This is a genomic window from Streptococcus parasanguinis ATCC 15912, from assembly GCF_000164675.2.
Classification (GTDB): domain Bacteria; phylum Bacillota; class Bacilli; order Lactobacillales; family Streptococcaceae; genus Streptococcus; species Streptococcus parasanguinis.
Window position 1 is genome coordinate 697,790 of the sequence record NC_015678.1, and the last position, 25,521, is coordinate 723,310.

At 40.4% G+C, this 25,521-nt stretch carries 26 protein-coding genes and 1 other annotated feature; of the genes, 2 read left to right on the forward strand and 24 right to left on the reverse strand.

Translation table 11 applies throughout. The annotated features are described in order from the left end of the window. Positions 1 to 128: 128 nt before the first annotated feature. The 21 genes from HMPREF0833_RS03435 to HMPREF0833_RS03535 form a co-directional block, all read right to left on the reverse strand. Positions 129 to 1,019 carry an RluA family pseudouridine synthase gene (locus HMPREF0833_RS03435; RefSeq protein ID WP_013903722.1) on the reverse strand — a complete coding sequence of 297 codons (891 nt, stop codon included), beginning with the start codon at positions 1,017 to 1,019 and terminating at the stop codon, positions 129 to 131. After that, complete coding sequence (lspA, locus tag HMPREF0833_RS03440; RefSeq protein ID WP_003001852.1) at positions 1,009 to 1,470, reverse strand: signal peptidase II; 462 nt, start codon at positions 1,468 to 1,470, stop codon at positions 1,009 to 1,011. The genes HMPREF0833_RS03435 and lspA overlap by 11 nt, the downstream gene beginning before the upstream one ends. A gap of 3 nt (positions 1,471 to 1,473) precedes the next feature. Then, positions 1,474 to 2,376 (reverse strand): LysR family transcriptional regulator, encoded by a 903-nt coding sequence (locus tag HMPREF0833_RS03445; protein ID WP_013903723.1) that lies wholly within the window; start codon positions 2,374 to 2,376, stop codon positions 1,474 to 1,476. 126 nt (positions 2,377 to 2,502) lie between these two features. Then, the gene (gene lacG / locus HMPREF0833_RS03450) at positions 2,503 to 3,909 is read right to left on the reverse strand and encodes a 6-phospho-beta-galactosidase (RefSeq protein ID WP_013903724.1); all 1,407 of its coding nucleotides are present in this window, start codon (positions 3,907 to 3,909) and stop codon (positions 2,503 to 2,505) included. 87 nt (positions 3,910 to 3,996) lie between these two features. Continuing rightward, positions 3,997 to 5,700 (reverse strand): lactose-specific PTS transporter subunit EIIC, encoded by a 1,704-nt coding sequence (locus tag HMPREF0833_RS03455; RefSeq protein ID WP_013903725.1) that lies wholly within the window; start codon positions 5,698 to 5,700, stop codon positions 3,997 to 3,999. Beyond that, positions 5,700 to 6,017 carry a PTS lactose/cellobiose transporter subunit IIA gene (locus tag HMPREF0833_RS03460; RefSeq protein WP_013903726.1) on the reverse strand — a complete coding sequence of 106 codons (318 nt, stop codon included), beginning with the start codon at positions 6,015 to 6,017 and terminating at the stop codon, positions 5,700 to 5,702. Before HMPREF0833_RS03460 ends, HMPREF0833_RS03455 begins: the two co-directional genes overlap by 1 nt. 34 nt (positions 6,018 to 6,051) lie before the next feature. After that, the gene (locus HMPREF0833_RS03465; RefSeq protein ID WP_013903727.1) at positions 6,052 to 6,885 is read right to left on the reverse strand and encodes a PRD domain-containing protein; all 834 of its coding nucleotides are present in this window, start codon (positions 6,883 to 6,885) and stop codon (positions 6,052 to 6,054) included. 309 nt (positions 6,886 to 7,194) lie between these two features. Further along, entirely contained in the window at positions 7,195 to 8,175 is a 981-nt protein-coding gene (gene lacD / locus HMPREF0833_RS03470; protein ID WP_013903728.1) for a tagatose-bisphosphate aldolase, read from the reverse strand. 1 nt (position 8,176) lies between these two features. After that, positions 8,177 to 9,106, reverse strand: a complete 930-nt coding sequence (locus HMPREF0833_RS03475) for a tagatose-6-phosphate kinase (protein ID WP_013903729.1) — start codon at positions 9,104 to 9,106, stop codon at positions 8,177 to 8,179. Positions 9,107 to 9,116: 10 nt separating this feature from the next. Next, positions 9,117 to 9,632: a galactose-6-phosphate isomerase subunit LacB gene (lacB, locus tag HMPREF0833_RS03480; protein ID WP_003002763.1), complete on the reverse strand. Its 516-nt coding sequence runs from the start codon at positions 9,630 to 9,632 to the stop codon at positions 9,117 to 9,119. Positions 9,633 to 9,648: 16 nt separating this feature from the next. Next, entirely contained in the window at positions 9,649 to 10,074 is a 426-nt protein-coding gene (gene lacA, locus HMPREF0833_RS03485) for a galactose-6-phosphate isomerase subunit LacA (protein WP_013903730.1), read from the reverse strand. A 200-nt stretch (positions 10,075 to 10,274) separates the two neighbouring features. Continuing rightward, a complete protein-coding gene (locus HMPREF0833_RS03490; RefSeq protein WP_013903731.1) occupies positions 10,275 to 11,750 on the reverse strand; it encodes a PTS galactitol transporter subunit IIC in 1,476 nt (491 codons plus the stop codon). A 94-nt stretch (positions 11,751 to 11,844) separates the two neighbouring features. Then, positions 11,845 to 12,150 (reverse strand): PTS sugar transporter subunit IIB, encoded by a 306-nt coding sequence (locus HMPREF0833_RS03495; RefSeq protein ID WP_003002828.1) that lies wholly within the window; start codon positions 12,148 to 12,150, stop codon positions 11,845 to 11,847. Between the two features lie 35 nt (positions 12,151 to 12,185). Beyond that, positions 12,186 to 12,662, reverse strand: coding sequence for a PTS sugar transporter subunit IIA (locus HMPREF0833_RS03500; RefSeq protein WP_013903732.1), 477 nt, complete (start codon positions 12,660 to 12,662; stop codon positions 12,186 to 12,188). Between the two features lie 342 nt (positions 12,663 to 13,004). After that, positions 13,005 to 13,751: a DeoR/GlpR family DNA-binding transcription regulator gene (locus HMPREF0833_RS03505; RefSeq protein WP_013903733.1), complete on the reverse strand. Its 747-nt coding sequence runs from the start codon at positions 13,749 to 13,751 to the stop codon at positions 13,005 to 13,007. A 216-nt stretch (positions 13,752 to 13,967) separates the two neighbouring features. After that, positions 13,968 to 14,261 (reverse strand): 50S ribosomal protein L27, encoded by a 294-nt coding sequence (gene rpmA, locus HMPREF0833_RS03510; protein WP_003002805.1) that lies wholly within the window; start codon positions 14,259 to 14,261, stop codon positions 13,968 to 13,970. 17 nt (positions 14,262 to 14,278) lie between these two features. Continuing rightward, the gene (locus tag HMPREF0833_RS03515; RefSeq protein ID WP_003016521.1) at positions 14,279 to 14,623 is read right to left on the reverse strand and encodes a ribosomal-processing cysteine protease Prp; all 345 of its coding nucleotides are present in this window, start codon (positions 14,621 to 14,623) and stop codon (positions 14,279 to 14,281) included. A 15-nt stretch (positions 14,624 to 14,638) separates the two neighbouring features. Continuing rightward, complete coding sequence (rplU, locus tag HMPREF0833_RS03520) at positions 14,639 to 14,953, reverse strand: 50S ribosomal protein L21 (RefSeq protein WP_003007734.1); 315 nt, start codon at positions 14,951 to 14,953, stop codon at positions 14,639 to 14,641. A 34-nt stretch (positions 14,954 to 14,987) separates the two neighbouring features. After that, positions 14,988 to 15,075: a sequence feature (ribosomal protein L21 leader region), on the reverse strand. A 201-nt stretch (positions 15,076 to 15,276) separates the two neighbouring features. Then, positions 15,277 to 17,187, reverse strand: a complete 1,911-nt coding sequence (locus HMPREF0833_RS03525; protein ID WP_013903734.1) for a fructose-bisphosphatase class III — start codon at positions 17,185 to 17,187, stop codon at positions 15,277 to 15,279. Positions 17,188 to 17,237: 50 nt separating this feature from the next. After that, the gene (locus HMPREF0833_RS03530) at positions 17,238 to 18,050 is read right to left on the reverse strand and encodes a pyruvate, water dikinase regulatory protein (protein WP_003016499.1); all 813 of its coding nucleotides are present in this window, start codon (positions 18,048 to 18,050) and stop codon (positions 17,238 to 17,240) included. A 2-nt stretch (positions 18,051 to 18,052) separates the two neighbouring features. Continuing rightward, entirely contained in the window at positions 18,053 to 18,691 is a 639-nt protein-coding gene (locus HMPREF0833_RS03535) for a CBS domain-containing protein (protein ID WP_041818247.1), read from the reverse strand. 239 nt (positions 18,692 to 18,930) lie between these two features. Here HMPREF0833_RS03535 and ppdK point away from each other — a divergent pair, with 239 nt between their 5' ends. Next, positions 18,931 to 21,549, forward strand: coding sequence for a pyruvate, phosphate dikinase (gene ppdK / locus HMPREF0833_RS03540; protein WP_013903736.1), 2,619 nt, complete (start codon positions 18,931 to 18,933; stop codon positions 21,547 to 21,549). A gap of 265 nt (positions 21,550 to 21,814) precedes the next feature. On the opposite strand, the gene thiI is transcribed toward ppdK, so the two are convergent. Together thiI and HMPREF0833_RS03550 are read right to left on the reverse strand one after the other, a co-directional pair. Next, a complete protein-coding gene (gene thiI / locus HMPREF0833_RS03545; protein WP_013903737.1) occupies positions 21,815 to 23,035 on the reverse strand; it encodes a tRNA uracil 4-sulfurtransferase ThiI in 1,221 nt (406 codons plus the stop codon). A gap of 18 nt (positions 23,036 to 23,053) precedes the next feature. Then, complete coding sequence (locus HMPREF0833_RS03550) at positions 23,054 to 24,196, reverse strand: cysteine desulfurase family protein (protein ID WP_013903738.1); 1,143 nt, start codon at positions 24,194 to 24,196, stop codon at positions 23,054 to 23,056. Between the two features lie 192 nt (positions 24,197 to 24,388). On the opposite strand from HMPREF0833_RS03550, the gene HMPREF0833_RS03555 reads away from it, so the two are divergent. Beyond that, complete coding sequence (locus HMPREF0833_RS03555; RefSeq protein ID WP_041818248.1) at positions 24,389 to 24,823, forward strand: DUF6556 family protein; 435 nt, start codon at positions 24,389 to 24,391, stop codon at positions 24,821 to 24,823. 222 nt (positions 24,824 to 25,045) lie between these two features. Here the strand turns inward: HMPREF0833_RS03555 and HMPREF0833_RS03560 are convergent, their stop codons facing one another. After that, positions 25,046 to 25,516, reverse strand: a complete 471-nt coding sequence (locus HMPREF0833_RS03560; protein WP_013903741.1) for a hypothetical protein — start codon at positions 25,514 to 25,516, stop codon at positions 25,046 to 25,048. Positions 25,517 to 25,521: the final 5 nt, after the last annotated feature.

Here is a 25,521-nt window from a genome sequence, read left to right on the forward strand (position 1 = left end):
TCCTTTATCTGCAACCTTCAACAGTCTCCCAGACTGTTGAAGCTATGCGGGGTGGGAAAATTGAAAAGGTTTGGGGAAGCTTTTCAACCTTTTTATTTTTAGGAGTTCTTTCCCACTCCCATTCTTCATTATCCTTTTCGAAGGTCTTCCAGCGTTTTCTCAAAGATCGCTGGCACTTCTGCTGTAAATTCCAAGGTCTCGCCTGTACGAGGGTGAGTAAAACCGAGTGTCCGTGCATGAAGAAACTGTCCTTGTCCTTTAAGTGTCTTCTTAGGACCATAAGCAGGATCTCCAGCCACGGGATGGCCAATATAGGCCATGTGCACCCGAATTTGGTGGGTCCGACCAGTCTCCAGTTGCAACTCTACCAAGGTGTAATTCCCAAAACGTTCCAAAACTTGAAAACGGGTCACTGCAGGTTTGCCTTTAGCCGTCACCGCCTGTTTTTTCCGGTCCTTTTCACTGCGACCAATTGGTGCTTCAATCATCCCACGATCGTTCGGAAGGTTGCCATGAACAATAGCCCAATACTTCCGGAGAGATTTTTTGTCTTTTAGTTCTTCTGCTAAGGCGACGTGGGCTTGGTCATTTTTTGCGACCATCAAGAGGCCTGACGTGTCTTTATCGATCCGATGAACGATCCCTGGACGCAATTCTCCATTGATCCCTGAAAGATCCTTGATATGGTATAACAGCGCATTGACCAAGGTCCCACTGGTATGACCCGCACTTGGGTGAACAACCATGCCTTGTGGCTTATTGACCACCACAACATCCTGGTCCTCATAAACGATGTCTAAGGGCAGATCTTCTGCTTCATAGCTGACCTCTTCCACTTCTGGAACTTCATACTGGATGATGTCCCCTTCTTTGACCGTGTACTTGGCTTTTTTCACAGTCCCATTGACCAGAACTTTTCCTTCTTTGATCTGCTCATTGGCCACAGCTCGTGACAAGGGAGTCAAATCCGCTAAAGCCTTATCCAGTCGCGCACCGGCTACTTCGATTTTAATTTCCATGCGTTTCCTCTTTCAACATCAGGATCAGGAGCAAGAATACTCCAACTGTCAAATAACTATCTGCTACATTAAAAATGGCAAAATTCATAAAATCCAGGTGGAACATATCGACCACAAAGCCCTGACGCAGGCGATCGATAAAATTCCCCAATCCACCTGCAATGACTAAAGTCAAACCTGTCACCATCCAAAGCGACCCCTTGAGGTGCTTATAAAGATAGTAAAAGGCCCCTACCATCACGACTAGAGTGATGAGGGTAAAGAACCATTGCTGATTTTCAAGAAGCGAAAAAGCTGCACCTGTGTTTTGAAGATAAGTCAGACTGACCACATGGGGAATAAAAGACTTGACGACACCCAGTGGAATATTCTTCACCACATACCATTTGACCAGCTGATCTAGTAGGACCAATAGCACGATCGCTACCGGAACCATAGTTTTTCTCTTCATTTCTTACCTCTTTTGATCAAAATATTCTACCATGACCTCGACAAACTTCTCTGCTACAGGAGAGAGATCCATCTCTTCTCGTTTGACATAGACCATTTTATTGTCTAAATTATCTTCTAAAGGAATCACGGTAATGCCATTCACTGACTGGCTATCCAAAAAGCCTGATCCCGTCGCATAAGCATCCGTTCGCTCCAAGATTCCATTCAAGGTAGCCCGGTCGGTCACATTGAACATTTGGGAGCTCGAGCTGGTATCGACAAAGTTCTCTGAATAATAGAGGTACTCATCTTTTTCTTGGGTAAAACGAACAGTTGGCAACTGAGCTAGATCTTCCATAACCAGTTTTTTCTTCTTAGCCAAAGGATGTCCTTTGCGAAGATAAATATGAGTCTGAAATGGAATCAAATCCACCACTTCAAGCCCTAATTTATCGACCCGTTGCATAATCCCCTTGGTATTTTGACGGTTGAGATAAATAATTCCCAACTCACTATGCCCTTGAGCCACTTCGTCCAAAATTTGAACCGTCGTTGATTCAAAGATGCGGAAGTTTTTATTTTCCGGATAGCGGATCGAGAATTCCGTCATTAAAGGTGGCAAGAAGTCATAGTGCTGACTAGAAATAGAGAATTCTTTCTTCTCTTCTTCGGGACTGGCATATTGATTTTGAAAAACATCAAACCCTTTGACCACGTCTTGCGCTTTTTCATGAAATTCCATTCCCCGACGGGTTAAAAAAGTCCCAGAACTGGTCCGACGAAAAATCTTAAACCCCAGTTCTTTTTCCAGATCTCTGACGGAGATAGACAAGCTAGGCTGACTCACATACATTTTTTCAGCAGCCTCACGAAAAGTACCACTATTGGCAATCGCCACTACATATCGTAATTGTTGTATATTCATTCCATTTTCCTTATTACAGTATCGATCTATTATACCATAAATTAGGGGCTGAAAGAAGAGATCCGTTTAAGAGACCTTCATCAAGTGAAAATAAAAAACTGGAACTAAAACAGTTCCAGTTGATACTTATTCAATCACTTGAGTTTCAGCTACTTTCTTGTACCAATGTGCAGATTTCTTAGGATAACGTTCTTGTGTATCGAAATCAACATAGAAAAGTCCGTAACGTTTTTCATAACCATTAGACCATGAGAAGACGTCCATGAGAGACCAGATGAAGTATCCTTTGACGTTTGCACCATCGGCAATCGCATCAGACAAGACTTCCAAATGTTGTTTCACATAATCGATCCGGCCATCATCGTAAACAGTGTTGTCCACAAATTCATCTTTGTATCCCAGTCCGTTTTCAGTGATGTAGATCTTCTTGTAGTTTGGATAATCTTTCTTAACACGCATGATTTGATCATACAAACCTTGAGGGTAGATGATCCAATCCCAGTCTGTACGAGGAACATAGTCAGGCGCTACTCTACGACCAACCCCTTTGATTTGGTATTTAGAGCTTCCTTTTTCACCTTTACCGTTGTGGATGATTTCAGTTTCACCATCAAAGGCTTCCATCCAGTCACTCATGTAGTAGTTAATTCCAAGGAAGTCGTTCAAATCTTTAGCTGCTTCAAGTGCCGCAAAGTCTTCGTCACGAAGATCCAAGCTACCACCATTGACAGATAAGATGTGGTTTACACCTTCCATGGTTGCATCTGAATAGTGTCCAAGGTAAGTAGCATCCAAGATAAATTTGTTGTGGATGATATCTTCCAATTCAGCCGCACGTACGTCTGCAGGATTTTTAGGATCCAATGGATACTTAGTTGGAAGGGCGTGAACAACCCCGATTTCACCTTTATAACCTTTATCTTTGTACAATTTCACAGCACGCGCATGAGAAACCATCATATTGTGGTGTGATTGGAAGACTTTGGCAAGGTCATACTGAATTCCTGGTGGGAATTTTCCGACTAAGTATTGACCATCTCCGATTGGGCCGATTTCATTGAAGGTTGTCCAGTAGTTGACTTCTGGGAATTCTTCGAAACAGAAGGCAGCGTAATCTACAAAGTGTTCGATATTTTCACGATTCAAGAAGTCTCCATTTGAGTGAAGAGCTTCAGGAGTATCAAAGTGATGAAGAGTTACGAATGGTTCTACATGACGTTTATGACATTCAGCAAATAACTTATGATAGAATTCTACCCCTTTTGGATTGACTTCACCATAACCAGTTGGGAAAATACGCGACCAGGCAATGGAAATCCGAATACCATTGACACCGTATTCTTCAGCTAATTGAAGGTCTACTGGATATTTGTGGTAGAAATCACTCGCTGGTTCAGCAGTATACCAATAGTTGTCAGCCAGGTATTTGTCCCATGCAACAGGGCCTTTCCCATCTGTATGAGTAGCCCCTTCTGCTTGATAGGCAGCTGTAGCGCCACCAAAAATAAAATCTTTAGGAAGTGTTTTTGTCATTTTTTCACCTTTTTCTTGATTGGATCAAAGGAAAAGTGAGTGGAGAGGAGTTTGTGAGCCATCCATCTCCATCTCACTTATTCGTTCTTATTCTTCAAACTGCGCTTGAACAAAGGCTAGGGCACCTTGTCCATCACGTGTCAATTTAATGTATTGAGCACCTTCTGTCTTAGCCAATTTGATGCCTAGTTTATCTGTTTCTGCCTTCATGTCTTCATAGTTAGAAGCTACTTGTGGGGCTAGGATAACAAGGTCAAATTCTGGCAACATTTCACGGTGAGCACCATAGCCACCTGCTGCTGCTTTGACAGGAACATTGTATTCTGCTGCTGCCTTGTTCAAGGCATTGGCAAGGAGTCCACTGGTACCACCACCGGCACAGAGAACCAAGACGTTTGTTTCTTTTGTGATATTATTTTGAACAGGTTCGTCTTCAACACCAGCTTTTTCAAGAATTGCATCTGCTTTAGCTGTATTGAAGTTTGCAGCAACTTTTTCTTTCAAGCTGTCGTTTGCTTTACCAGAACGTTCTTCTTCGAGAATTTGTTCATCATAAACCTTAACGAATGGATAATAAATGATTACGTCCACTACCACTAGAAGAGCAGCAAGGATGAAGGAAAGAACTTGGAAGTTTGTACCAAGGACAATTCCGAGAGGACCAGGTGTTACCCATGGAAGGTTAGCGGAGAAGGAGTTCATTCCCAAGGTATCAACAAAGAATTTGAAGATCCAGACGTTTGCGATTGGCGCAAAGATAAATGGAATGAAGAAGGTTGGGTTCAATACAATTGGAGCACCGAAGAGAATTGGTTCATTGACCCCAAAGAAGGTTGGCACGACGGAAGCACGTCCGATTGCACGGTTACGTTCAGACTTACACAACCACATGAAGAGGAATGGAACAATCAAGGTTGCACCAGTACCACCCATGGTAACGATAAACATTTGAGTCCCAGAAGTGATGACTTTATCTGCGTGTTGGCCTGCTTGAAGCAAGTGTAAGTTGTTATCGATATTTGCATATGTGATCGCCGCAATCGCTGGTTCTACGATAGAAGGGCCGTGGATACCAACAAACCAGAAGAAGGCATAAGCACCAAAGATAAGGGTAATTCCAAGATAACCATCTGCCGCAGAGAACAATGGAGCTAGAAGTGTTCCGATAGATTCCGCAACGGTTACACCGATAGCACCTTTCACAATCAATTCAAATGCATACAAGAGAACAATTGAAACTGTAAATGGAATCAAGTCTTTGAAGACTTGTGAAATATTCGGTGGAACCTCGTCTGGCATGCGAATCGTCACATTATTTTTCACACAGACCTTATAAACATTAACTGTAACAAAGGCTGCAATGAAGGCTGTCAACAGACCTTTTGTACCCATGAAGGCTGTTAAGAATCCACCTTCTTTAGCAGGTTCAGCAGCCATGAGCAAGAAGCCAACCATAGAAGCCAACATTGTAGAAATGAAGTTGATTTGGTTAGTTGCTGGAAGGTCGCGGTTCATTGAATCAGTCAAAGCCTTAGCCGTTGTACCACCAACGAAGAAGGCCAAGATGCCCATAGAAAAGTTATATGGAGTCATCAAGAATGTTTCAATATCTTTAGACCAGTGGAAGCCCCAAGCATTTGGCACGTAGGCAATCAAGATGAAGATAGATGAGAATAAGATTACAGGCATCCCTGCAATGAAACCATCACGAATCGCTCGCAAATATTTATTACGAGATATCTTTTCAAAGAAAGGTTTCCCTTTTTCAATTAGTTCAATCAGTTTATTCATTATTTTGCTCCTCTTTTATACAGTTCAATCAGATGGTGAATCACGTCTTTTAATAAGATCGTTGTCATGAGATGGTCTTGACCATGCATCATGGTGATGCAATAAGGGATTTCTTCTCCTGCAGCTTCTTGCGCTAGCATGGTCGTTTGAGATTTATGAGCCTCAGCGATACAGGACCCTGCTTCTTCTACCAAGGATTCTGCTTTCGCAAAATCACCATTCTCAGCAGCTTTTAATGCTTCCATTAATTTTGATCGAGCGTCACCTGCATAAGCGACAATTTCAAACCCAAGTAGTTGGACTTCTTCTTTATTCATGTTGGTTCCTCCTTATGATACCTTTTGAAAATTTTTATAATAGACGTTGAATATGAAGGGCTAAATAGACTTTTTCATTAGGAGATATCTTAGCTCCAGTCTGTTCAGCGATGGTTTGGTAGATCTGATGACTAATCTCATAAGCCTTTGGATAACTTAGCTGGATCAGTTGTTCCATCTCGCTCAAGCCTTCAGGATCCTCTCTTCCCTTATCTAGAGAGTCTAGGAAATAATTGAGATGGATCATAAAGCGATCGTAGAAATGACTGTTCTCTTCTTTTCGTTTCAATCCATTTTGAGCTAGTTTTTCCTCTACAGCTTTCAAAATCGCTTGGCGATCTTGGACATCAGGATCCTGCTCATGAATGACTTCCCCTTGTGCATTGATGAAGTGATAGGCGATACGATTCACTTCGTCATCAGGAAATTGATCCAAGAGCCGATTTCGAAAGATTTCAATCGCTTCCTTTGCGATTTTATAGGGAATCGGATGCATAGCAGACGCATCAGGTAGATCACTGTGTTTGTATCTTCCCTGTTGAACCGCCTGGTAAGAACAAAAGATGTGATCTGTTAGTGTCACATAGATATATTCTTGAACAGGATAGGCATATTTCTTAGACAAGGTATCAATCACTTCATAAGTGGTTGTAATGAAATCAAGAGGAACATCCTTTAGAAGGGCCATAAAATTTTCTCTTGATTCATCCGTGTTTAAACGAAATACTTTTTCGACCTTATCATCAGCTACTAGATCATGTTTCTTTTTCCCAAAAGCAATCCCACTCCCAACAACAATTAACTCTTGTTGAAGCTCATTTTGAACCAAAGCAACATTATTGTTCATTGGATGGATAATACGATACATGAGGCTCTCCTTTGTAAAATTTGTTAAAAGCAAATAAAAATGACCACGAAGCAACTGAAAAAACTAGCCTATGCTAATCATTCAATCTACTTGTGGTCACGCCTAATCTAACTTAGTAACGCTCACTGCTATTTAACTTATGAACTTATTCTATCATAAGTTTTTTATTTTGTAAACCCTTACAGCGAAAATTTTTAAACATTTTTTATAAAAAATAAACAAAGCCTAAAAATAATGAAGAACATTGGAAGGAATTTCTTCCTTCCAATGTTCTAAATGTTGCTTTAGGAGGCAATAACGATTTGTTTCTTACACGCGTTCTGTCCAAGGTGTTGCCACTTTAGCCAAGACCGCATTCAATTCTTCAATATTTTGACGACCTTCTGTACGAAGCCATTCACGAGCAGCTGCTTCTCCATCTCTGATGTAAGCTTCTACTGAACCTGCCCATGTCGCACGTCCACAAAGAACACCGTTGAAGTTAGCACCTGATGCATGAGCAAATTCCAAAGTTTCTTGGAAAAGTTTTGCGGATACACCAGCACTGAGGTAGATGTATGGAAGGTTGGTTGCTTCTTCTTGTTCTTTGAAGAAAGCAGCCGCTTCTTCACGACTATAGACAACTTCACCTTCTCCAAATCCTTCCACGTAGTTGACATTGACAGGAACTTCTACTTTCAATACATCGATATTGAAACGAGGATCCGAGAAGACTTTCATCGCTTCAATGACTTTACGAGGTTTCACTTTTGCATATTCAGCAGAGGTTGCATCTGCAATTCCTTCGTCATAAGCCAAGATTTCAAGGAAGAATGGAATGTCTTCTGCCACACATTCTGAACCGATGCGTTCGATATAAGCTTGTTTTTCTTGGTTAAGTTCTTCTGCACTATCTACATCATAGTAGAGCAAGAATTTCACAGCATCTGCACCTTGTTCTTTGATGCGTTTTGCTGACCAAAGGTTGAGGCAGTCTGGTAGACGTTTGGTGCTAGATGTATCATAACCGGTTTTTTCGTATGCAAGTAAGAGACCAGCATCTTTATCCAAGGCTTTCGTAGCAGGCAACCCATATTCTGGGTCCAACAACATAGAGGAAGCATATTTTGTCAATTCATCTGCTACAAGAACTTTCAATTCTTCCATTTGTGCTACAGTTGGCTCAGTGTCTTGGTATTTGGCCATCAAGCGTTTCAAAGCCCCACGTTGGTCGAAGGCCAAAGCTGAAATAACACCGTCTTTTGTACTAAGACGTTCCAAATAGTTGCGTTTTTGTTCTGTTAATACCATTTTATACCTCTTTTACGATTAATTGTTGATATAAGGCATCATAGTGCCCCATGTTGACATGTCCTGTTTGTGCTTCTTGCGCATTTAACATTCCAAGAACATTTGCTTTCTTGAGCAAATCTGCGTCACTCTCATGATGATAAAGACCAGATGCAATCCCTGCAACAGTCGAATCACCAGATCCGACTGGATTGACGACATCAATCTTAGGAATATCCACCTTATAGAAGTCATCGCCGTGCTTCGCAAAAGCGCCATTTGCTCCAAGGGAGACAATCACCCATTCGACGCCATCAAAGAGAGTATCCTGAAGAACTTCTTTTAAGTCTTCCACATTCTTACTCACTTCTTTTCCTAACAATTGAGATAACTCTTCATTGTTGGGCTTAATGACTGTAGGCTTGACCGCTGCTTGAATGGCAGCTTCCAAAGAAGCCCCCGAGCAATCGAGCACGACTGCTTTTCCAGCTTCCCTTGCAATCTTGACCAGGCTAGCATAGTAGTCCACTGGTAAACCAGCTGGGAGACTACCTGAGATGGCAACAACTTCCACTTGATCGATCAAGTGACGGTAATGTTGAAGGAAACCTTGTCCTTCTTTCTCAGAAATGGTTGGACCTTTTTCTAAGATTTCTGTTTGCTTGCCTTCGTGAAGGATGGCGATACAATTTCGTGTATCTCCAGCAATCTCAAAGAAACGTTCCTCTATCTCTTCTCCTAAATGATCAAGAATGAATTGACCCGTTCGACCACCAAGTAGGCCAGTCGCTGCTACTGGATCCTTGATCTCAGAAAGCACACGGGTAACATTGAGACCCTTCCCACCAGCTGTCTTACTTACCTCAGCCACTCGATTGACTGTATCCAACTGGAGTACATCCAAAGGATAAGAAATATCAATCGAAGGGTTCATCGTGACCGTTAATATCATATGTCACCTCTTAGTCGTGGTATTCACCACGGTCCCATTTTTCAAGGAATTCTGTAAAGAAATCAGCATCCGCTTGATGGGCATTATGGGTTTCCACATGTTGGATCTTAGCGATCAATTTTTTATTTTCTTCAGTTGGTTTGTATTCAGCGTGGATGAATGCTTCAATGATATCGCACATGAGCAATTCACCAGTGATCTTACCACCAAAGCCGATCACATTCGCGTTCAATTCTTCTTTGGCATAAAGAGCAGTTGTCATATCGCGTACCAAGGCAGAACGGATACCAGGTACTTTGTTAACAGCATTGTTGATCCCAACACCAGTACCACAGATACAAACACCAAGATCTGCTTGGCCACTTGCTACGGCTTCACCAACTTTTTTACCAAAAATTGGATAGTGGGTACGTGTATGGTCATAAGTCCCAAAGTCGAGCACTTCATATCCTTTTGATTTCAAAAAATCAGAAACAGCCATTTTTTCATTTGTCACAATGTGATCACAACCAATTGCAATTCTCATTTGAATTCTCCTCTCATTAGCACATCTTATTCAACATATCGACACGGATTTGGTGACGACCACCGTCGTATTTACCATTGACGAAGCCTTTGGCAATGTTCTTGGCCAATTCATCCCCAACAATTTCAGCACCCATGGTAATCATTCGAGAATTGTTGTGTCCACGTGTCATATAAGCAGAACGTTCATCTGAAACTTCTGCTGCCACCATTCCTTTGATTTTAGTTGCAACCATAAATGGACCAGCTCCGTAAGCATCAATTACGATTCCAAGATTTTGATCGTTTTTGTTCACTTCGCTCGCAACTGCAAGTGTCACATCTACAAAATCTTGACCTTCAGCAGTTACATCCACAACATCGAAGTTTTCTTTTACAAGAAACTCTTTCACGAGATCTTTTAATCTTAATCCTGCAGCATCTGCACCAAGTACAATAGACATGTCCTGTCCTCCTTTTGTTCGTTTCAGCAAATATCCCTGTTGTTAATTTTTCACAAAGGAACATTTTCTTACTTTTGATATTATATTACACCTATTTTGAACGAAAGTCAACATTAAATTGTTTATTTTCGAACATTTTTAAAATAAAAACACCATATCCACAACAGATATGGTGTCAGTTTTCAAACTACATATGACGATTATTTTGCATTTGCAGCATATTCTTCGTTACGTTTGATCATTTGTTTTCTGTACCAAGCGAAGATTCCGATATAGAATGCCAAGAAGACAACTACACCAAGGATGGCTTTGATATCACCAGTTGTTGCGTTACCAATTGTCCAACCGAGCAATTTTTCAACTGGTCCTTCAAGAGTTGAGTGAGTGATCAATTGAGTAGAAGCTACCCCTTTAGGGAAGGCATCAACACTCTTAGCCAATTGAGTTGCAAATGGTGCAATCAATGTACCTGAAAGAAGGAAGAGTGGCAAGAGAAGGCTTCCGAAGATGATCATACGGATCAATTTACCGCGTGTTACAACCAACAAGGCTGGAGTCACACCCATAGCAATGATACCAGCAAGTGGTAAGATACCATTTCCGACTTTAGAAAGAAGCACTGCTTCGATCAACATGATTGGTGCAAGTACGTTCGCACAAGCCCAGATTTCAGCACGACCAGCGATAAATGGCCAGTCCAAACCGATGTTGAATTTACGTCCTTGAAGACGTTTAGTAGCAACGTTTGTAATACCTTGTGACAATGGTTCTACCGCTGCGATAAACCAAGAACCGATCAATGAGAACAATTCCAAGCAGACACCGGCAGTCAAACCAAGGCTCAACCAACCTTTAATAACCAATTCCCATTTGGCAGCATCTTGCACGCCAGCAACTGGATGTGGAGTACCCATGATACCGATGACGATACCAAGAAGGAAACCGATAAAGAATTTAGATCCCCAGAAACCGATCTTCTTGTTCAATTTAGCAGCGTCGAAGTCGTATTTATCAAGACCTGGGAAGAATTTGTCAAAGATTTTATCCAAGACCATGATGATTGGGTTCATCATGTAGTTCATGTGAGTTGAAGTCATAGGTGATGAACTTGGTGCATTCAAAAGATCATCAAATGTTGGTTTCATCAAGTCTGAGTTAATGATCTTCATGATTCCAACAAGAACAACTGCAAGAGTTGCGACGAAAAGTGAAACTCCTTGGCTAACTCCGTTGTTGTCCGCATACCATTTGATCAAAAGACCTGTGATAGACAAGTGCCAGATATCGAAGATATCGACGTCAAGCGTATCTGTTTTCTTGATCGCAAGCATGACAACGTTGACGATCAACATAATCAATAAGAAGTAAAGTGTCCAGGCAGACCCCCAAGTGATGGTCGCAAGCGGTGCCCAACCAACGTCAGTAATATTCAATTGAATACCAGTATTCTCAACGAATTTTGCAAGAGATGCTGAGAAAGCTGTGTTAAGCATACCTATGATGGCACCGATACCAGTAAGGGCGATGGCAAGTTTAATACCACCTTCAAGGGCTTTAGAGAATTTCACTCCAAACAAGAGAGCCAATAAAGTCAAGACGATCAACATAATGATCGGAGCACCCATGTCTAGGATTGGTTTAAAAAATTTATTGGCAAAATCAATAATGCCATTCATAATAAATCCTCCCGATTTATAATTTTATATATTACGCTTTAATCATTTCCAACTTTATCATTGGATAACGCTTACAAACTGTTTTAAAAAAATATTAACTTAATCCATGTTCTTTAATGGCAGCTTCGATGTTATCAAAAACTGGCGCACTCATTGCTGGAATACGGAATAAAATTGGTCCTGCTTCTACCACTGGAATACCAGGATCGAATCCCAAATCAGTTGCAGCAATTGGAGTAAAGATGTCATAGCCTGAAATCAAGTCTTCATTCACGTCTTTGACCATGACAGCGTCACAACGCACATCATAACCGCGGTTTGACAACTCTTCTTCCAAGGCATTCTTAATTTGGTGGCTAGAGTTAACACCTGCACCACAGGCAGCTAAAATTTTAATCATTTGGATATCCTCCATTATAAATATTTACGAATGTTTTAGGAAATAGTTCCCGTAATGTATTGATAAAGCTTATCTTCACTATCTAATTTTGATAGAGCTTCGAGATTTCCATTAGATGTAAAGAAATCCATCAGCTGGGCCAAAATATTGGTTTGGCTAGAGCTTGAATTGTTGATAATGAAGAATAAAAGTGAAACTTGAACTTCCTTATCTGGAGCAATCATATTATGGAAGGTTACCGGTTGATCCAAACGAACCACGACCACATTCTCAGTGAGATTATGGACAATGTCTGTGTGCGGGATCGCCACATTTGGTAAGTCCTTACCAAGAAATTCCATGTCTAATCCAGTCGGGAAAGACTTTTCACGCTCAATCAAAGCGGAACGATAGGTTGGTGTCACAATCTGTCGCTCTTCAAGTAAGCTCGCTACCTGCTCAAAGAGATCTGTTTGATCCTTGGCGTGTAGACAAAACACAAGATCTTTGTTAAAGAGTTGATTTAAACCCATTGCTGCCACCTCCTTATCTAACTATTTATTTTATGATTATAGTATATCACTATATTGATTGAATGTCAATCATTTTTGTCTCATTTTGTTCATTTTTGTTCGTATCAAGCTATATGGCTCTTTCTAACCGTCATTTTCCAACATCCTTAAATAAGTAAAAAGAGAGTGGGACAGAAATCGGTAATTCGTTAGAATTCGATTTCGTCGTCCCACCTCCGCACAGTTGAGTAGGGCTGTAAAAGCTGATGAAATCAGCGTAGTAGAGCCCACTCAACCACTGCGTCTTGCCCGACAATCCAAAAATAATTGAGAGGCTAGGACTTTTGTCCCAGCCTCTTGATCTTAAATGATTTTCGTATACAAGCCATATTTGTCTTTGATTTTCTTTGGAATACTATCATCGGTAATAATGGCATTCAGATCTTCCACACGATAAAAACTGTAGAAGGAATAACTATCAAACTTGCTGTTATCAGCTACCACATATTTCTCTATCGCATTATTAAGAATAATAGCATTGCCATTTCCTTCTTCTTCATTGGCTGTGGAAACACTATGCCCATCGATTCCATTCACCCCGATAAAGGCTTTAGAAACCTTGATTTCTTTTAAGAGTTTATTGGCAAATTGGCCGACAAAAGTTTGAGTTTTCATCCGATAGCGACCACCAACTAGAATCAAATCGTAATTTGGGAAATCCTTTAATTTCTCAAAAATAGGTAAAGAATTGGTTACAATACTGACATCCTTGCCTTCTAGATAATCACCAATAAAGTCCGTTGTCGTGCCAGACCCAATAAAGACTGTATCCCCATTTTCGATTAATTCTGCACATTTTTTGGCAATCGTTCGTTTCTCTTCAATATTGATCAGATTTTTTTCACTGTGAGAAGCCTCTAACAAGCTATCTTTTACCTTTTTGTGGGCCCCACCATGCACGCGAACTAAAAGGCCTTGTTTTTCAAGATCGATCAGATCGCGACGAATGGTCATGTCTGTCACCCCAAAGAGTTCTTTTAGTTCTTTGACCGATACCACACTTTTTCTATCCAGTTCCTGAAGAATTTCAACATGTCTGCTATCTTTCATGCTACTACTTCCATTCCTACTATATTTGTCTCTATTATACTACTTTTTCAAAAAAACACAAATTCAAACATTATATTAACAAGAGCAAACACGATATTTTTATAATAGATAAAAGAAAAAAGCCTTCCGACAAATCGAAAAGCTTTATTTTTTGCTATTACTAGCTCCCCACCTTAATATATCAAGGCTCGGGATAAAAAGGTTTACTGAACCTTTTTATTTTGCGATTGGGTAAACAGAAACTTGTTTTTTATCGCGACCTTTACGTTCGAAGCGTACTACGCCTTCAACTTTTGCGAACAAAGTATCGTCTCCACCACGTCCAACGTTCACACCTGGGTAGATGTGAGTACCGCGTTGACGGTAAAGGATAGATCCACCTGTTACAGTTTGTCCATCAGCTGCTTTAGCTCCAAGACGTTTTGCTTGTGAATCACGTCCGTTTGATGTAGAACCTCCACCTTTTTTGTGGGCGAAAAGTTGCAAGTTAGCAAGATTCAATTTCAACATAATTGTTTTCCTCCATGTTAGTTTTCTGTGATAACTCTTGTTTGGACGAACTCTGAAGAGTTCTCCGATAAGTTTGCCATCCCTAAGAAAAATGATTCAAAGAATAGTTGGGTCATTTCTCTTTGATGTGGTGGAATATCCGTCGGGATCGTCACCCGAAGGAAGCCACCTTCTTCTTCGTTTAATTCTAGATCCGGTTCGTAGCCTGCAAATTTCTCAACAGAGTTGACAAAGTTAATGGCTAGAGTCGAAACCGATGCACACACGACATCAAAGCCGTATTCACCGCTTCCAGCGTGCCCAGTGATTTCTGCACCCCTCAGCTCGCCATCTTCGGCTCGTTCAAAGACTGCTTGTATCATGTGTTCTCCTAAAAATTAAGCGTTGATTGCGTTGATGACAACTTTAGTGTAAGGTTGACGGTGACCTTGTTTACGGTGGCTACCTTTTTTAGGTTTGTACTTGTAAGTAACAACTTTCTTTTGTTTTCCTTGTTTTTCAACAGTTCCAACAACAGTAGCTCCTGAAACAAGTGGAGTTCCGACAACAGTGTTTTCACCACCAACAAGAACAACTTCGTTAAATGTAACTTCTTGACCAGCTTCAACGTTCAATTTTTCAACGTAGACTGCTTGACCAACTTCAACTTTAACTTGTTTTCCGCCAGTTTTAATGATTGCGTATGTGCTCATTATGCACCTCCTATGTATTTTTGGGTTTCCCCGTATTTTTGTGAAGACTCGCCTAGCATCGTGGGACGAACCACTTACTCTCATGGAAATGAGCGACGATGTTCGAGCGGTTGCACAGGCATGTGCATAGTCAACTCTCTAAGTATATCACTTCTATCAGACAAAGACAAGCTTTTTTGCCCCTTGAAAACGGATTTTTATCTAAAAAGTCAATTTTAAGATAAAAATAGATCTTATATACTCCTTCCCATGAACTTTTGAGGAGAAACTGCTTGCTTAGTATTCTTCATTCATCTTCCTTTTATTTACTTGGACAAATGACTTCAACAGTCATAAAATTCATGTAGCAATTTGATTAATTCTTGTTGTTGTTCTAGCAAAATCTGACCGATTGTTGTTGATTTGATCCGTTTTCTTTCCTCTACATCCTCAATGACTTTCTTCAAAGAGGTCTGCTCAAAAGGTGATTCGACTATCTTTTGAACATTTTGGAAGGGCTGATGGGTTACCAGTTGAAAACCATAGGAATTATTGAGTAAAGAATAGCCAGCAGTACCAGTCTTCTTTTGATAGGCCTCACACAACCCTCCATCAATTACAAAGAGCAGTCCTTCACCACGAATGGGCGATTCTCCTTTTCCAGTCTTAACCGGTGTATGTCCATTCTCAATACGGGATTCTTGTGAAGTGAGACCAAATTCCTCTAAGATAAACTGGCAAATTTTTTTAGAATTTCGATAAGTGAAATACTCATTTTCCTGTTCTTTATGAGTATTTGTATTTTCAATGAAATAACGTTCAAAAGTCGTCATCTTATCTTTTCCAAATAATGGGGAAGACTTTCCTCTCCAGCAATACCAAATTAAATCAGTTGAAAAATCATCCCCAATTTCTTTGTTTTTTGATGCTAGACGTATATGGTATTCAAAGAAATCCAATAATTCTCTACCTGCGTACTGGGCTTGATGAAGAACAAAAGGCTGAAAGTCACCAGATGCCTTTAAGGGAATACAGCCATGAAAAAGCAAATGTTGATTGTAAACTTTATACATGGAACCCTTTTTCATTAGCAGTTCGATATGCTTAGCTAATTTTGGTGAACCTTGATAGGAGGTCAACATACAGTCTACGACTTGACTTTCCTCTAAACTTAATTCAGATGGGTTTGATGAATCAATCGTTTGAAAACAGGTGTTTTGCAAGGAATAGGTCACCCCATCAATAGTAAGTGACTCCTTCCAATAGTCAATTTTATCTAGCAAGATCTGATTCTCCATCTGAAACTCTGGACGTCTCTTCATCAATTGAGTTTCCAACTTAAACTGGATAATCGCTAACGCCTGATGCACCTTCTCTAATTGCAATATTTCCTTAGCTGTAAACTCTTTCTCTCTATTTCCTAAAATAGGTCTAAACTTAGCATTTTCTTTGTAGGTTTTATCAGCAAACAAGGTTAGAGAACGAATATTCAAACCATATGCCTTTTCGATATCCCATAAGTATCCATAACGAGCTGCAATACGTAATAGATTCAATAAACAAGCTTTGGAACCAAAGAAAGCTCCAATCCAAATAATATCATGGTTTCCCCACTGAATATCTAAAGAATGGAAACGAAGGAGTTCATCCATCACTTGAGGACTTCCCGCTCCTCTATCAAAGATATCTCCTACCACATGAAGGTGATCAATCAATAAGCGACGAATACTTCTAGCAATCCCTAAAATAAAAGGATCTGCTTCTCGTAGTTCAATGACATAGCCCAATATGTTGTGAAAATAAGATTTTTTTTCTGCTAGAGAGATATCGCTATAGATCAGTTCTTCTATAATGTATGCATATTCTTGTGGTAGGGCTTTTCTGAGCTTGGAACGACTATATTTAGCAGCTACAAAATTCAATAAGATCAAGAGTTGCGGAATCGTAGACTTATACCACTCTTTACTTTTATTCGTTCGCTCTAAAATCAGCTCTGGATAAGACACCAAGGCAGACAGTAGATCCTTTTTCTCTTGTATTAAGGAATCTTCAAAACAGTCATTAATTTTCTCATTTAAAATTCCTGCACAACTCCTCAAAATATAATCAAAAGCCGCAGATTCTCCATGAATATCACTAATGTAGAGCTCTGTCCCTTTAGGAAGGTTTAAAATTGCCTCAAGATTCGTGAGCTCAGTAATAACCTTTTGTCGAGTATCAAATTTTTCTAGTAAAATACGCTTATATTGCTCCATCTTATCTCTCCAAGATACCCTATTTTGTACAGTGCAATCACATCCGAAACTTAATTCATCTTCTTCAATTGCTCCTCGATTAAGAAGGCTGTTTCCTCAATGGATTTGTCCGTCATATTGATCACTTGGGCCCCTAATTTTTTAAAGATTATCTTTGAATAATCTAATTCCTGATATATCTTTTCTAAATCTGTGTAATTCGTTTCCTGGACAAGCCCTAAAGATCCTAGCCGATGACTTCTAATTTTCATTAGTTTTTCAGGCTCACAGACCAGACCAATCAATCGACGAGAATCGACCTTCTCTAATACCTGAGGTAAAGGAACTTCTGGAATCAGGGGCAAATTTGCAACTTTATAGCCCTTGTTGGCTAGAAAAATACTGAGGGGAGTTTTAGAAGTACGGGAAACACCAAGCAAAACCAAATCTGCTTCTAAAAACCCCTGCGGTGCCTTACCATCATCATATTTGACAGCAAACTCGATCGCTGAAATCTTCTTAAAATAATCGCTATCCAAACGATGCAATGTTCCTGGGACTTCGATTGGTCTAGTCCCTGTTTTTTCTTGAATGATTTCAAAAAATGGATGCATCAGATCTAGATAAGACAGGCCCTGTTTTTGGCTAAATTCCCTGGCTACCGCTGACAACTGACTATTCACCAAGGTACTGATTACAAGAGCATCATCCTTCATGGCATCACATAAAATATCCAACAACTCCTCTTCTTGATTGATGAAAGGGAAGCGATAACTATTATTAAAAATAATATCAGGATACTGCGCGCTAACAGCTGATAATAATTTTTGGGAGGTTCCCCCCAAAGAATCCGAAATACTATAAACGATGATTTCTTTTTTCATATTTATCCCTCTTCTCTTTTCATTTCTGCACTTCTAGCATGCTGTATAATATAATCTAGCAGGGCTGATTTAGTCACACTTCCTACGATTTTTCGGTCGTTTTTCTCCTCTACTACAGGCAATGAATCAATGGAGTGATCTTGAAGAAGTACAGCAGCTTCTAAAATATTCATATCCTTGTTACAAGTAATAATATGTGGCATTCTTGTCATACAGACGGCTACTGGGGTGCTATCAATATTTGAATTTAGTGATGCACGTAACAAATCTTTGCGTGACATAATTCCAAGAAGTAGTTTATCTTCATCAATTACATAAAGAACATCTGCATCGTACATAAATAATGTGATAATCGCATCCTGAATATATGAATCATGAGTGACAAGAACAGGTGATGTCATGATATCAGCTACATCTTTTTGAAAGGTATCAAAAAAGAACAAGGTTTCTAAATCAGATCCTGAGTAAGTATACCCAATTTTTGGAGTTGCTTTTAAAATACCAACCAAGGTCAAAAAAGAAAGATCTGACCGAAGAGTTGCTCTTGAAATATCCAATAATTCAGATATTCGCTCTCCACTTACTGGCTGTTGGATTTTAACAATTTCGACTATTTTCTTTTGACGTTCACTTAATTTCAATGAGTCGTAACCTTTCCTTAGTTTTAAAAATAGCGATATTAAAAAATAGTGAAAGAAAAAATGTAGAACATATACTTCAAACTCTATTAAATAATCATCATTTTTATTGTAAATTATAGCACATTGATCGAAATTGTCAAATAAAAAAATGTATTTATTGTTTGACAAGGATATGTGATGTATATTACAATGGTTTTGTCATAAATATGATACATATTTTATAAATTTTGGAGGCTAATATGACAAAATGGATTTATTCCTTTGAAGAAGGAAGTGCAAATGATAAGGATCTCCTAGGCGGAAAAGGGGCTAATTTGGCAGAGATGAGCCGTTTGGGACTACCAGTCCCACCTGGATTTACCATCACCACCCAAAGTTGTATCAATTATTTAGATAACCCTGACTTCTTCGATTCCACTTTAAAAGAAGATACTTTGAAAGCGGTTACTAATTTGGAGAAAAAAACAGAAAAAACCTTCAGCGGAGAAAATCCTAACTTGCTCTTGGTCTCTGTCCGAAGCGGAGCCAAATTTTCCATGCCTGGAATGATGGATACCATCCTAAATCTTGGCCTCAACGACCAACGTACTCAATTACTAGCCAAACAGACCAATCTAGATTTTGCCTACAACTGCTACCGTCGTCTACTCCAGATGTTCGCGGATGTTGTCTATGGCATTGATAAAGGACTTTTTGATGATTGTCTCGCCCAATTTGAACAAATGCAAGCAAAAACAGTCCATAATTTAGACTTGTACGAACATCAGGAATTGATTAATCAATACAAGGATCTTTATTCCAAACACGGCTACCAGTTTCCTGAAGAACCAAATCAACAACTCTATGGTGCGATTCAAGCAGTTTTCAAATCCTGGAATAATCATCGAGCAAGGATTTACCGCGAATTGCATCAGATCCCTCATGATTTAGGAACAGCCGTAAATGTTCAATCTATGGTTTTTGGGAATAGTGATCAGACCAGTGGAACAGGTGTTTGCTTCACTAGGAACCCCGCTAATGGGGAACCAAAACTTTTTGGTGAATTTTTACTTAATGCTCAAGGGGAAGACGTCGTAGCTGGTATTCGTACTCCAGAGCCCATCGCCTCATTAAAAATTTCACAACCAGAAGTCTATAAATCTTTTAGAGACTATGCCACCATCCTTGAAAACCACTATAAGGATATGCAAGACATTGAATTTACTATTGAGAAAGGCAAACTCTATATTCTACAAACCCGTAATGGGAAACGCACAGCAAAGGCTGCTTTAAAAATTGCTCTAGATATGGTAGACCAAGGTCTTATTAATAAGGAAGAAGCTCTCCTGAGAATCTCTCCTGCTTCTATTAGTCAACTGATTCATCCAGTTTTCCAAGAATCCGCTCTAGCGAAGGCTCCTTTCATAGTTCAAGGCCTACCAGCAAGTCCAGGGGCTGCTACTGGCGAAATCGTATTTACTGCCGACCGAGCAAAAGAAGCCCATCAGGAGGGTAAAAAAGTAATCCTTGTTAGACAGGAGACATCACCAGAAGATATCGAAGGAATGATTGTCAGCCAAGCCATTGTCACTAGTCAAGGGGGAATGACTTCTCACGCTGCTGTTGTTGCTCGGGGAATGGGAACCTGCTGTGTTGCTGGTTGTGGAGAGTTAAATATCAGCGAAGAGAACAAAATCCTTTCCTGTGGTCCTCTTGTCCTTACTGAAGGAGATATTATTTCGGTCGATGGCTATTCCGGCCGTATTTATAGTGGAGAAATTCCAACTACCCTAGTCGAACATAACCAAGATCTTCAGCGTTTACTTTCTTGGGCTGATGAAGTAGCAATCCTCAAAGTTCGAGCGAATGCAGAGACCATCAAAGATTTGCAAACTGCCATGAAATTTGGTGCCCAAGGTGTTGGACTTGCCCGAACAGAACATATGTTCTTTGGACAAGAACGAATCCTCGAAATGCGACGCCTCATTTTAGCTGATACAGAAGAAGAAACACGAGAAGCCTTAAATAGGCTATTAGAGTTCCAAGAAAAAGACTTCTATCAAATGTTCCAAGCGGTCCAAGATAAACCGATGATTGTCCGCCTATTGGATCCACCGATGCATGAATTCCTACCTAAGGATTTTCAAGAGATTGAAATTTTAGCAACAAAACTTAAAAAATCTCCTGAAAAATTGGTCGATTGTATCGAAAGTTTGCAAGAAAATAACCCTATGTTGGGACACCGTGGTTGCCGTCTTGGCATTACAAAACCTGAAATTTACAAGATGCAAACAGAAGCCATTTTTAGGAGTGCTATCAAGCTACATCAGCAAGGTCAGGAGATCAAACCTGAAATCATGGTTCCTCTAATCGCAGATCAGAAAGAATTAGAGTTCATCAAAAACTATTTGGTTCAGCATATTGACCAACTCTTCAAGCAGTATGATCAAGAACCTTTCCCTTATGAAATCGGTACCATGATTGAACTTCCACGAGCTTGCCTAACAGCAGACAAACTTGCTGAAGAGGCTAATTTCTTCAGTTTTGGAACCAATGACTTGACCCAAATGACTTATGGTTTCTCTCGAGATGATATTGGAAAATTTATTGGCCAATATAAAGAGCTTGAAATTCTGCCTTTTGACCCTTTCCAAATGGTTGATAAAGAAGGAGTTGGCGAATTAATGAAAATAGCTATCCGCAAAGCACGTCAGGTAAAACCAAACATCCCTATTGGAATTTGTGGTGAAGTTGGTGGAGATCCCTCTTCTATTTCCTTCTTCCAGAAGATTCAAGTTACCTATGTTTCCTGCTCTCCTTATCGCATTCCTGCAGCTAGACTAGCTGTCGCTCAAGCCACTATTCAAGCTAGAAGCTAAGCTCAGATCCATTGTTAAAACTATTTTATCCTCAATATTTTAAAGGATCTAGTTCTTTTGTTGCGGTCTAGATCCTTTTCTTTGTTTCGATAGAGAACAGTCCTATGAGGATGATCTCCATTACCTTTTCTATTCTGTCTTTCATGGTTCATATGAGAAAACAAAACTGTCTTCTCACTGGCTCATTCAAATAGAAAACACCCCAAAAGCTAGATGTTTCATCTCAACTTTTAGGGTGTAGTTTATTCATTTAGTACAACTATTTTTATAGCAAATCCTCAATCAGGTCATCGACCTCATCTTTTTCTTCTTTTGGTGTGATCTCAGTTACGATGATACCTGCTACCGCACGCTCAACCAAAGCTTCCACATCCATACGTTGCTCATACTGCTCCGCATTTTTGAGTTTCGGATTCGTCTTTGGACGATCCGGTGCAAAGATGGTACAACAATCTTCGAATGGCTGGATAGAGATTTCAAAGGTATCAATCTCTTGGGCAATATCGATGATTTCCAATTTGTCCATGGTCACTACCGGACGGATAACCGGCGTATTGGTCACGGCATTGATGGCCTGCATACTCTCTAAGGTTTGGCTAGCCACTTGTCCCAAGCTTTCACCATTGATAATCACCAAACCACCGCGAACCTCGCGAATGCGGTCTGTAATACGCATCATAAAGCGACGGGTCAAAGTCATGAGGTAGGCTTCTGGTGCCTTGGCCTTGATTTCCTCTTGGATCTCTGTGAAGGGCACCTCGATAAATTGGATATTGCCCCCAAACTTGGTCAACTTCCGTGTTAAATCATGGGCCTTTTTCAAAGCACCTGGGCTGGTATAAGGCGGGCTAGCAAAGTGGACTGCCTCGATATCCACTCCACGCTTCAAGGCTAGGTAACCAGCTACTGGAGAGTCAATTCCACCAGAAAGCATGAGCATGCCCTTGCCAGACGTACCAACAGGAAGGCCACCTGCTCCATTAATGGTTTCATAAGAAATATAGGCTGCTTCTTCTCGAATTTCAACTTGCAAGTTGATATCTGGTTTTTTCATCTGAGCTTGGATGGTTGGGATCGCTTCAAAGACAGCACCTCCCAAGGTTTGATTGAGCTCGCGACTATCGAGTTCAAAGGTATGGTCACTGCGTTTACTTGAGATTTTAAAGGTCAAGCCGTCCTTGTAAATCTCCTTCATAATCTCTTGCACAGCCGCTTTTAAGGCCGGAACAGATTTTTCAATCTTGTAAACGGGTGAAAAATTTTGGATTCCAAAAACCTGCTTGAGGGATTCGGCTACCGGTTCATAATCCGTCCCATGCAGATAAGCATGCGCTCGATCACGGTCCGCTGTCACTTTGACAGCTGGATAGATAGATAAAACATCTTGGATATTATTGCGAAGTTTATTGATGAAACGCATGCGGTTCTTTCCTTTAGTAGAAAGCTCTCCATAGCGAATCATAATTTCTGAATAGGTTAAGGTCATGTTGATTTCCTTCTAAAATTAACGTACTTTTCGTGTTTGCTCGTAAATCAGTTTGAACTTGGTCAAGAATTGCTCGACTTGGCTCATGTCGTTTTCAAGATCGAGACTCAAGCGTACAGCAGTCTGGGCGATACTCTTGTCCACTCCCATGGCAATCAAGGTTCCAGCTGGCTTACCAGCTTTAGACGAGCAGGCACTGGTTGTCGAGATGTAAATATCAAACTCTTCAAAGGCATGGACCACTACTTCTCCACGAACTCCCTTGATCCCGAAAGTCAAGATGTGAGGCGCAAAGTGATCCTCACCAGAAAAGACAGTGACATCTGGATAGTTAGCCAATTCTTCGCGGATGACTTCTTTCATCTGCTGGGTCTTGCTGGCAAAAGCTTCTTGGTTTTCCATGGCTAAGCGTAGGGCTTTTGCCGTTGCTGCGATTCCTGCCACGTTCTCGGTTGTCGAGCGCATTTCCTTTTCTTGACCACCTCCGGTTAAGAGAGGAGTGATCTTTTTGCCTTCTTTGATGTAGACAAAGCCTACTCCGCGAAGCCCATGGAATTTGTGACTAGAGAAGGTCGCAAAATCCACGCGCTCTGGTAGATAAACTTCTGTTGCTACCTTTGCCAAGGCTTGAACCGCATCGACATGGAAACTAACCGTTGGGCGATCTTCCAGAAGAGCCGCGATTTCATGGATGGGCTGGATGGAGCCAATCTCATTGTTGACGGCCATGACAGAGACTAAGGTCGTATCCGGACGGAGAAGACTAGCCAAGGCATCCACCTTGACAAAGCCACGCGCATCCACAGGAGCGTAATCCACTTCGAATCCTTGTGTCTTTAACCAAGCAGCCGATTCCTTGATGGCAGGATGCTCGATGTCAGAGACAATGATATGCTTGCCATAAGGAGCTTTTTCAAAGGCGACACCCTTGAGAATCCAGTTGTCCCCTTCTGTCCCACCAGACGTGAAGTAAATTTCCTCAGCTTTCTTGCCAATTAGCTCAGCAATTTGTTTCCGAGAAGCTTCTAAAATACGAGTAGCTTGACTACCTAGATTGTGCAAACTAGAAGGGTTGCCCCAGATCCGAGTTGCTACTTCTGTATAAGTCGCAAGGGCTTCTGGATAGGGTTTAGTCGTTGCTGAATTGTCAAAATAGATCATGTCCTACGCATCCATCACTTTCTTTTTACGTAACTTCTATTTTATCATTTCTAACCGCTTGGGACAAGGATTTGATAAAGAGAGATGTGGCAAAATCACTCTATAAAATTCAGTTCTTTTTAGACATTTTTCAGAAAATGACTTATAATAGGAAAGTGTTAAAAAACAATTTTTGATAGAAAGAGAATGAACATGTCACAATATTCAAGAAGTAACAAAAACCAAAAACCTGAGGAAAAAGCAGATACAAGACCATCTCGCGGTGAGAAAGTCAAACAAGGTTTATCCGTATTTCAAACGGTTGTAGCTACGATTGCCAGTCTCTTAGGGATTATCGTCACTTCCTTTACCATCATGAGTCTGCTCAATAAAGACAATCAAAAAACAGAAGACAAACCATCTAGTAGCACCAGCGTCGTCGTGGTCCACGATAAGGGCTCTGACTCAAGCGCTACCAATACAGATGCTAACACCAATACACAAACCAGTTCAAATAATACAGATGCTAGTTCACAAAAAGAAACCGATAGCTCATCTGCTACTGAATCTAGCTCATCTGCCGCACAAGACCAAGGCTCCACAGCAACAGACAGTGGCGCAGATACAGCATCATCTGGAACCAACTAAAAAATCAGTAAGAACAACCTTACTGTTTTTTTTTGGCTTTCGATTCCAGCTTTTTCTGATTTTTATAGAAAGCATCTATCTCGTTATCATACTCCCATTTAAGCTTTGAACGCTCTTCCTGGATTTGATCCAATTGTTCATATGGAAACTTGTTGGAGCCTATCACGATAAGTTGATTCAGCTAATGAAACATATAGATTGTCAAAACTGCTCAAATGCCAATTACTCAAATACTCTACCCCCTATTCTAATGTCGGATCCTAGATACATCTCATCTAGATTCAATGTATTGTCCTCATTAATTGGGATATCTACTCCCCAACTCGATTCTTCAATATGATTTATACATCCATAAACATTCATATAATATTCAGGAGTTGTCAGTCCACCATCACTCCATTGTGTATGATCCCAATCAATCTGAACGGATTCGACTTTTGAATTTTGTGCTTTGACTAAATCAATAACCTTCTGTTCGTGTTCTTTTAGGTAGTCAAGTTGTTCTTTTTTTATGTCTCCTTCTGGTTTTTGTACGACTTTCTTTGAAGACGAGGCCGTTATCTTCTGTTCGGGTCTTTTGGTCAGGGTCATGATTTTTCCTCCAAGAAAAACCAGTCCTAGGATCGGTAACAGAATAATCAAAAATAATTCCAGTCGTCTTTTCATTTCTTCTTCTCCAATCGTTCCATTCATGACTG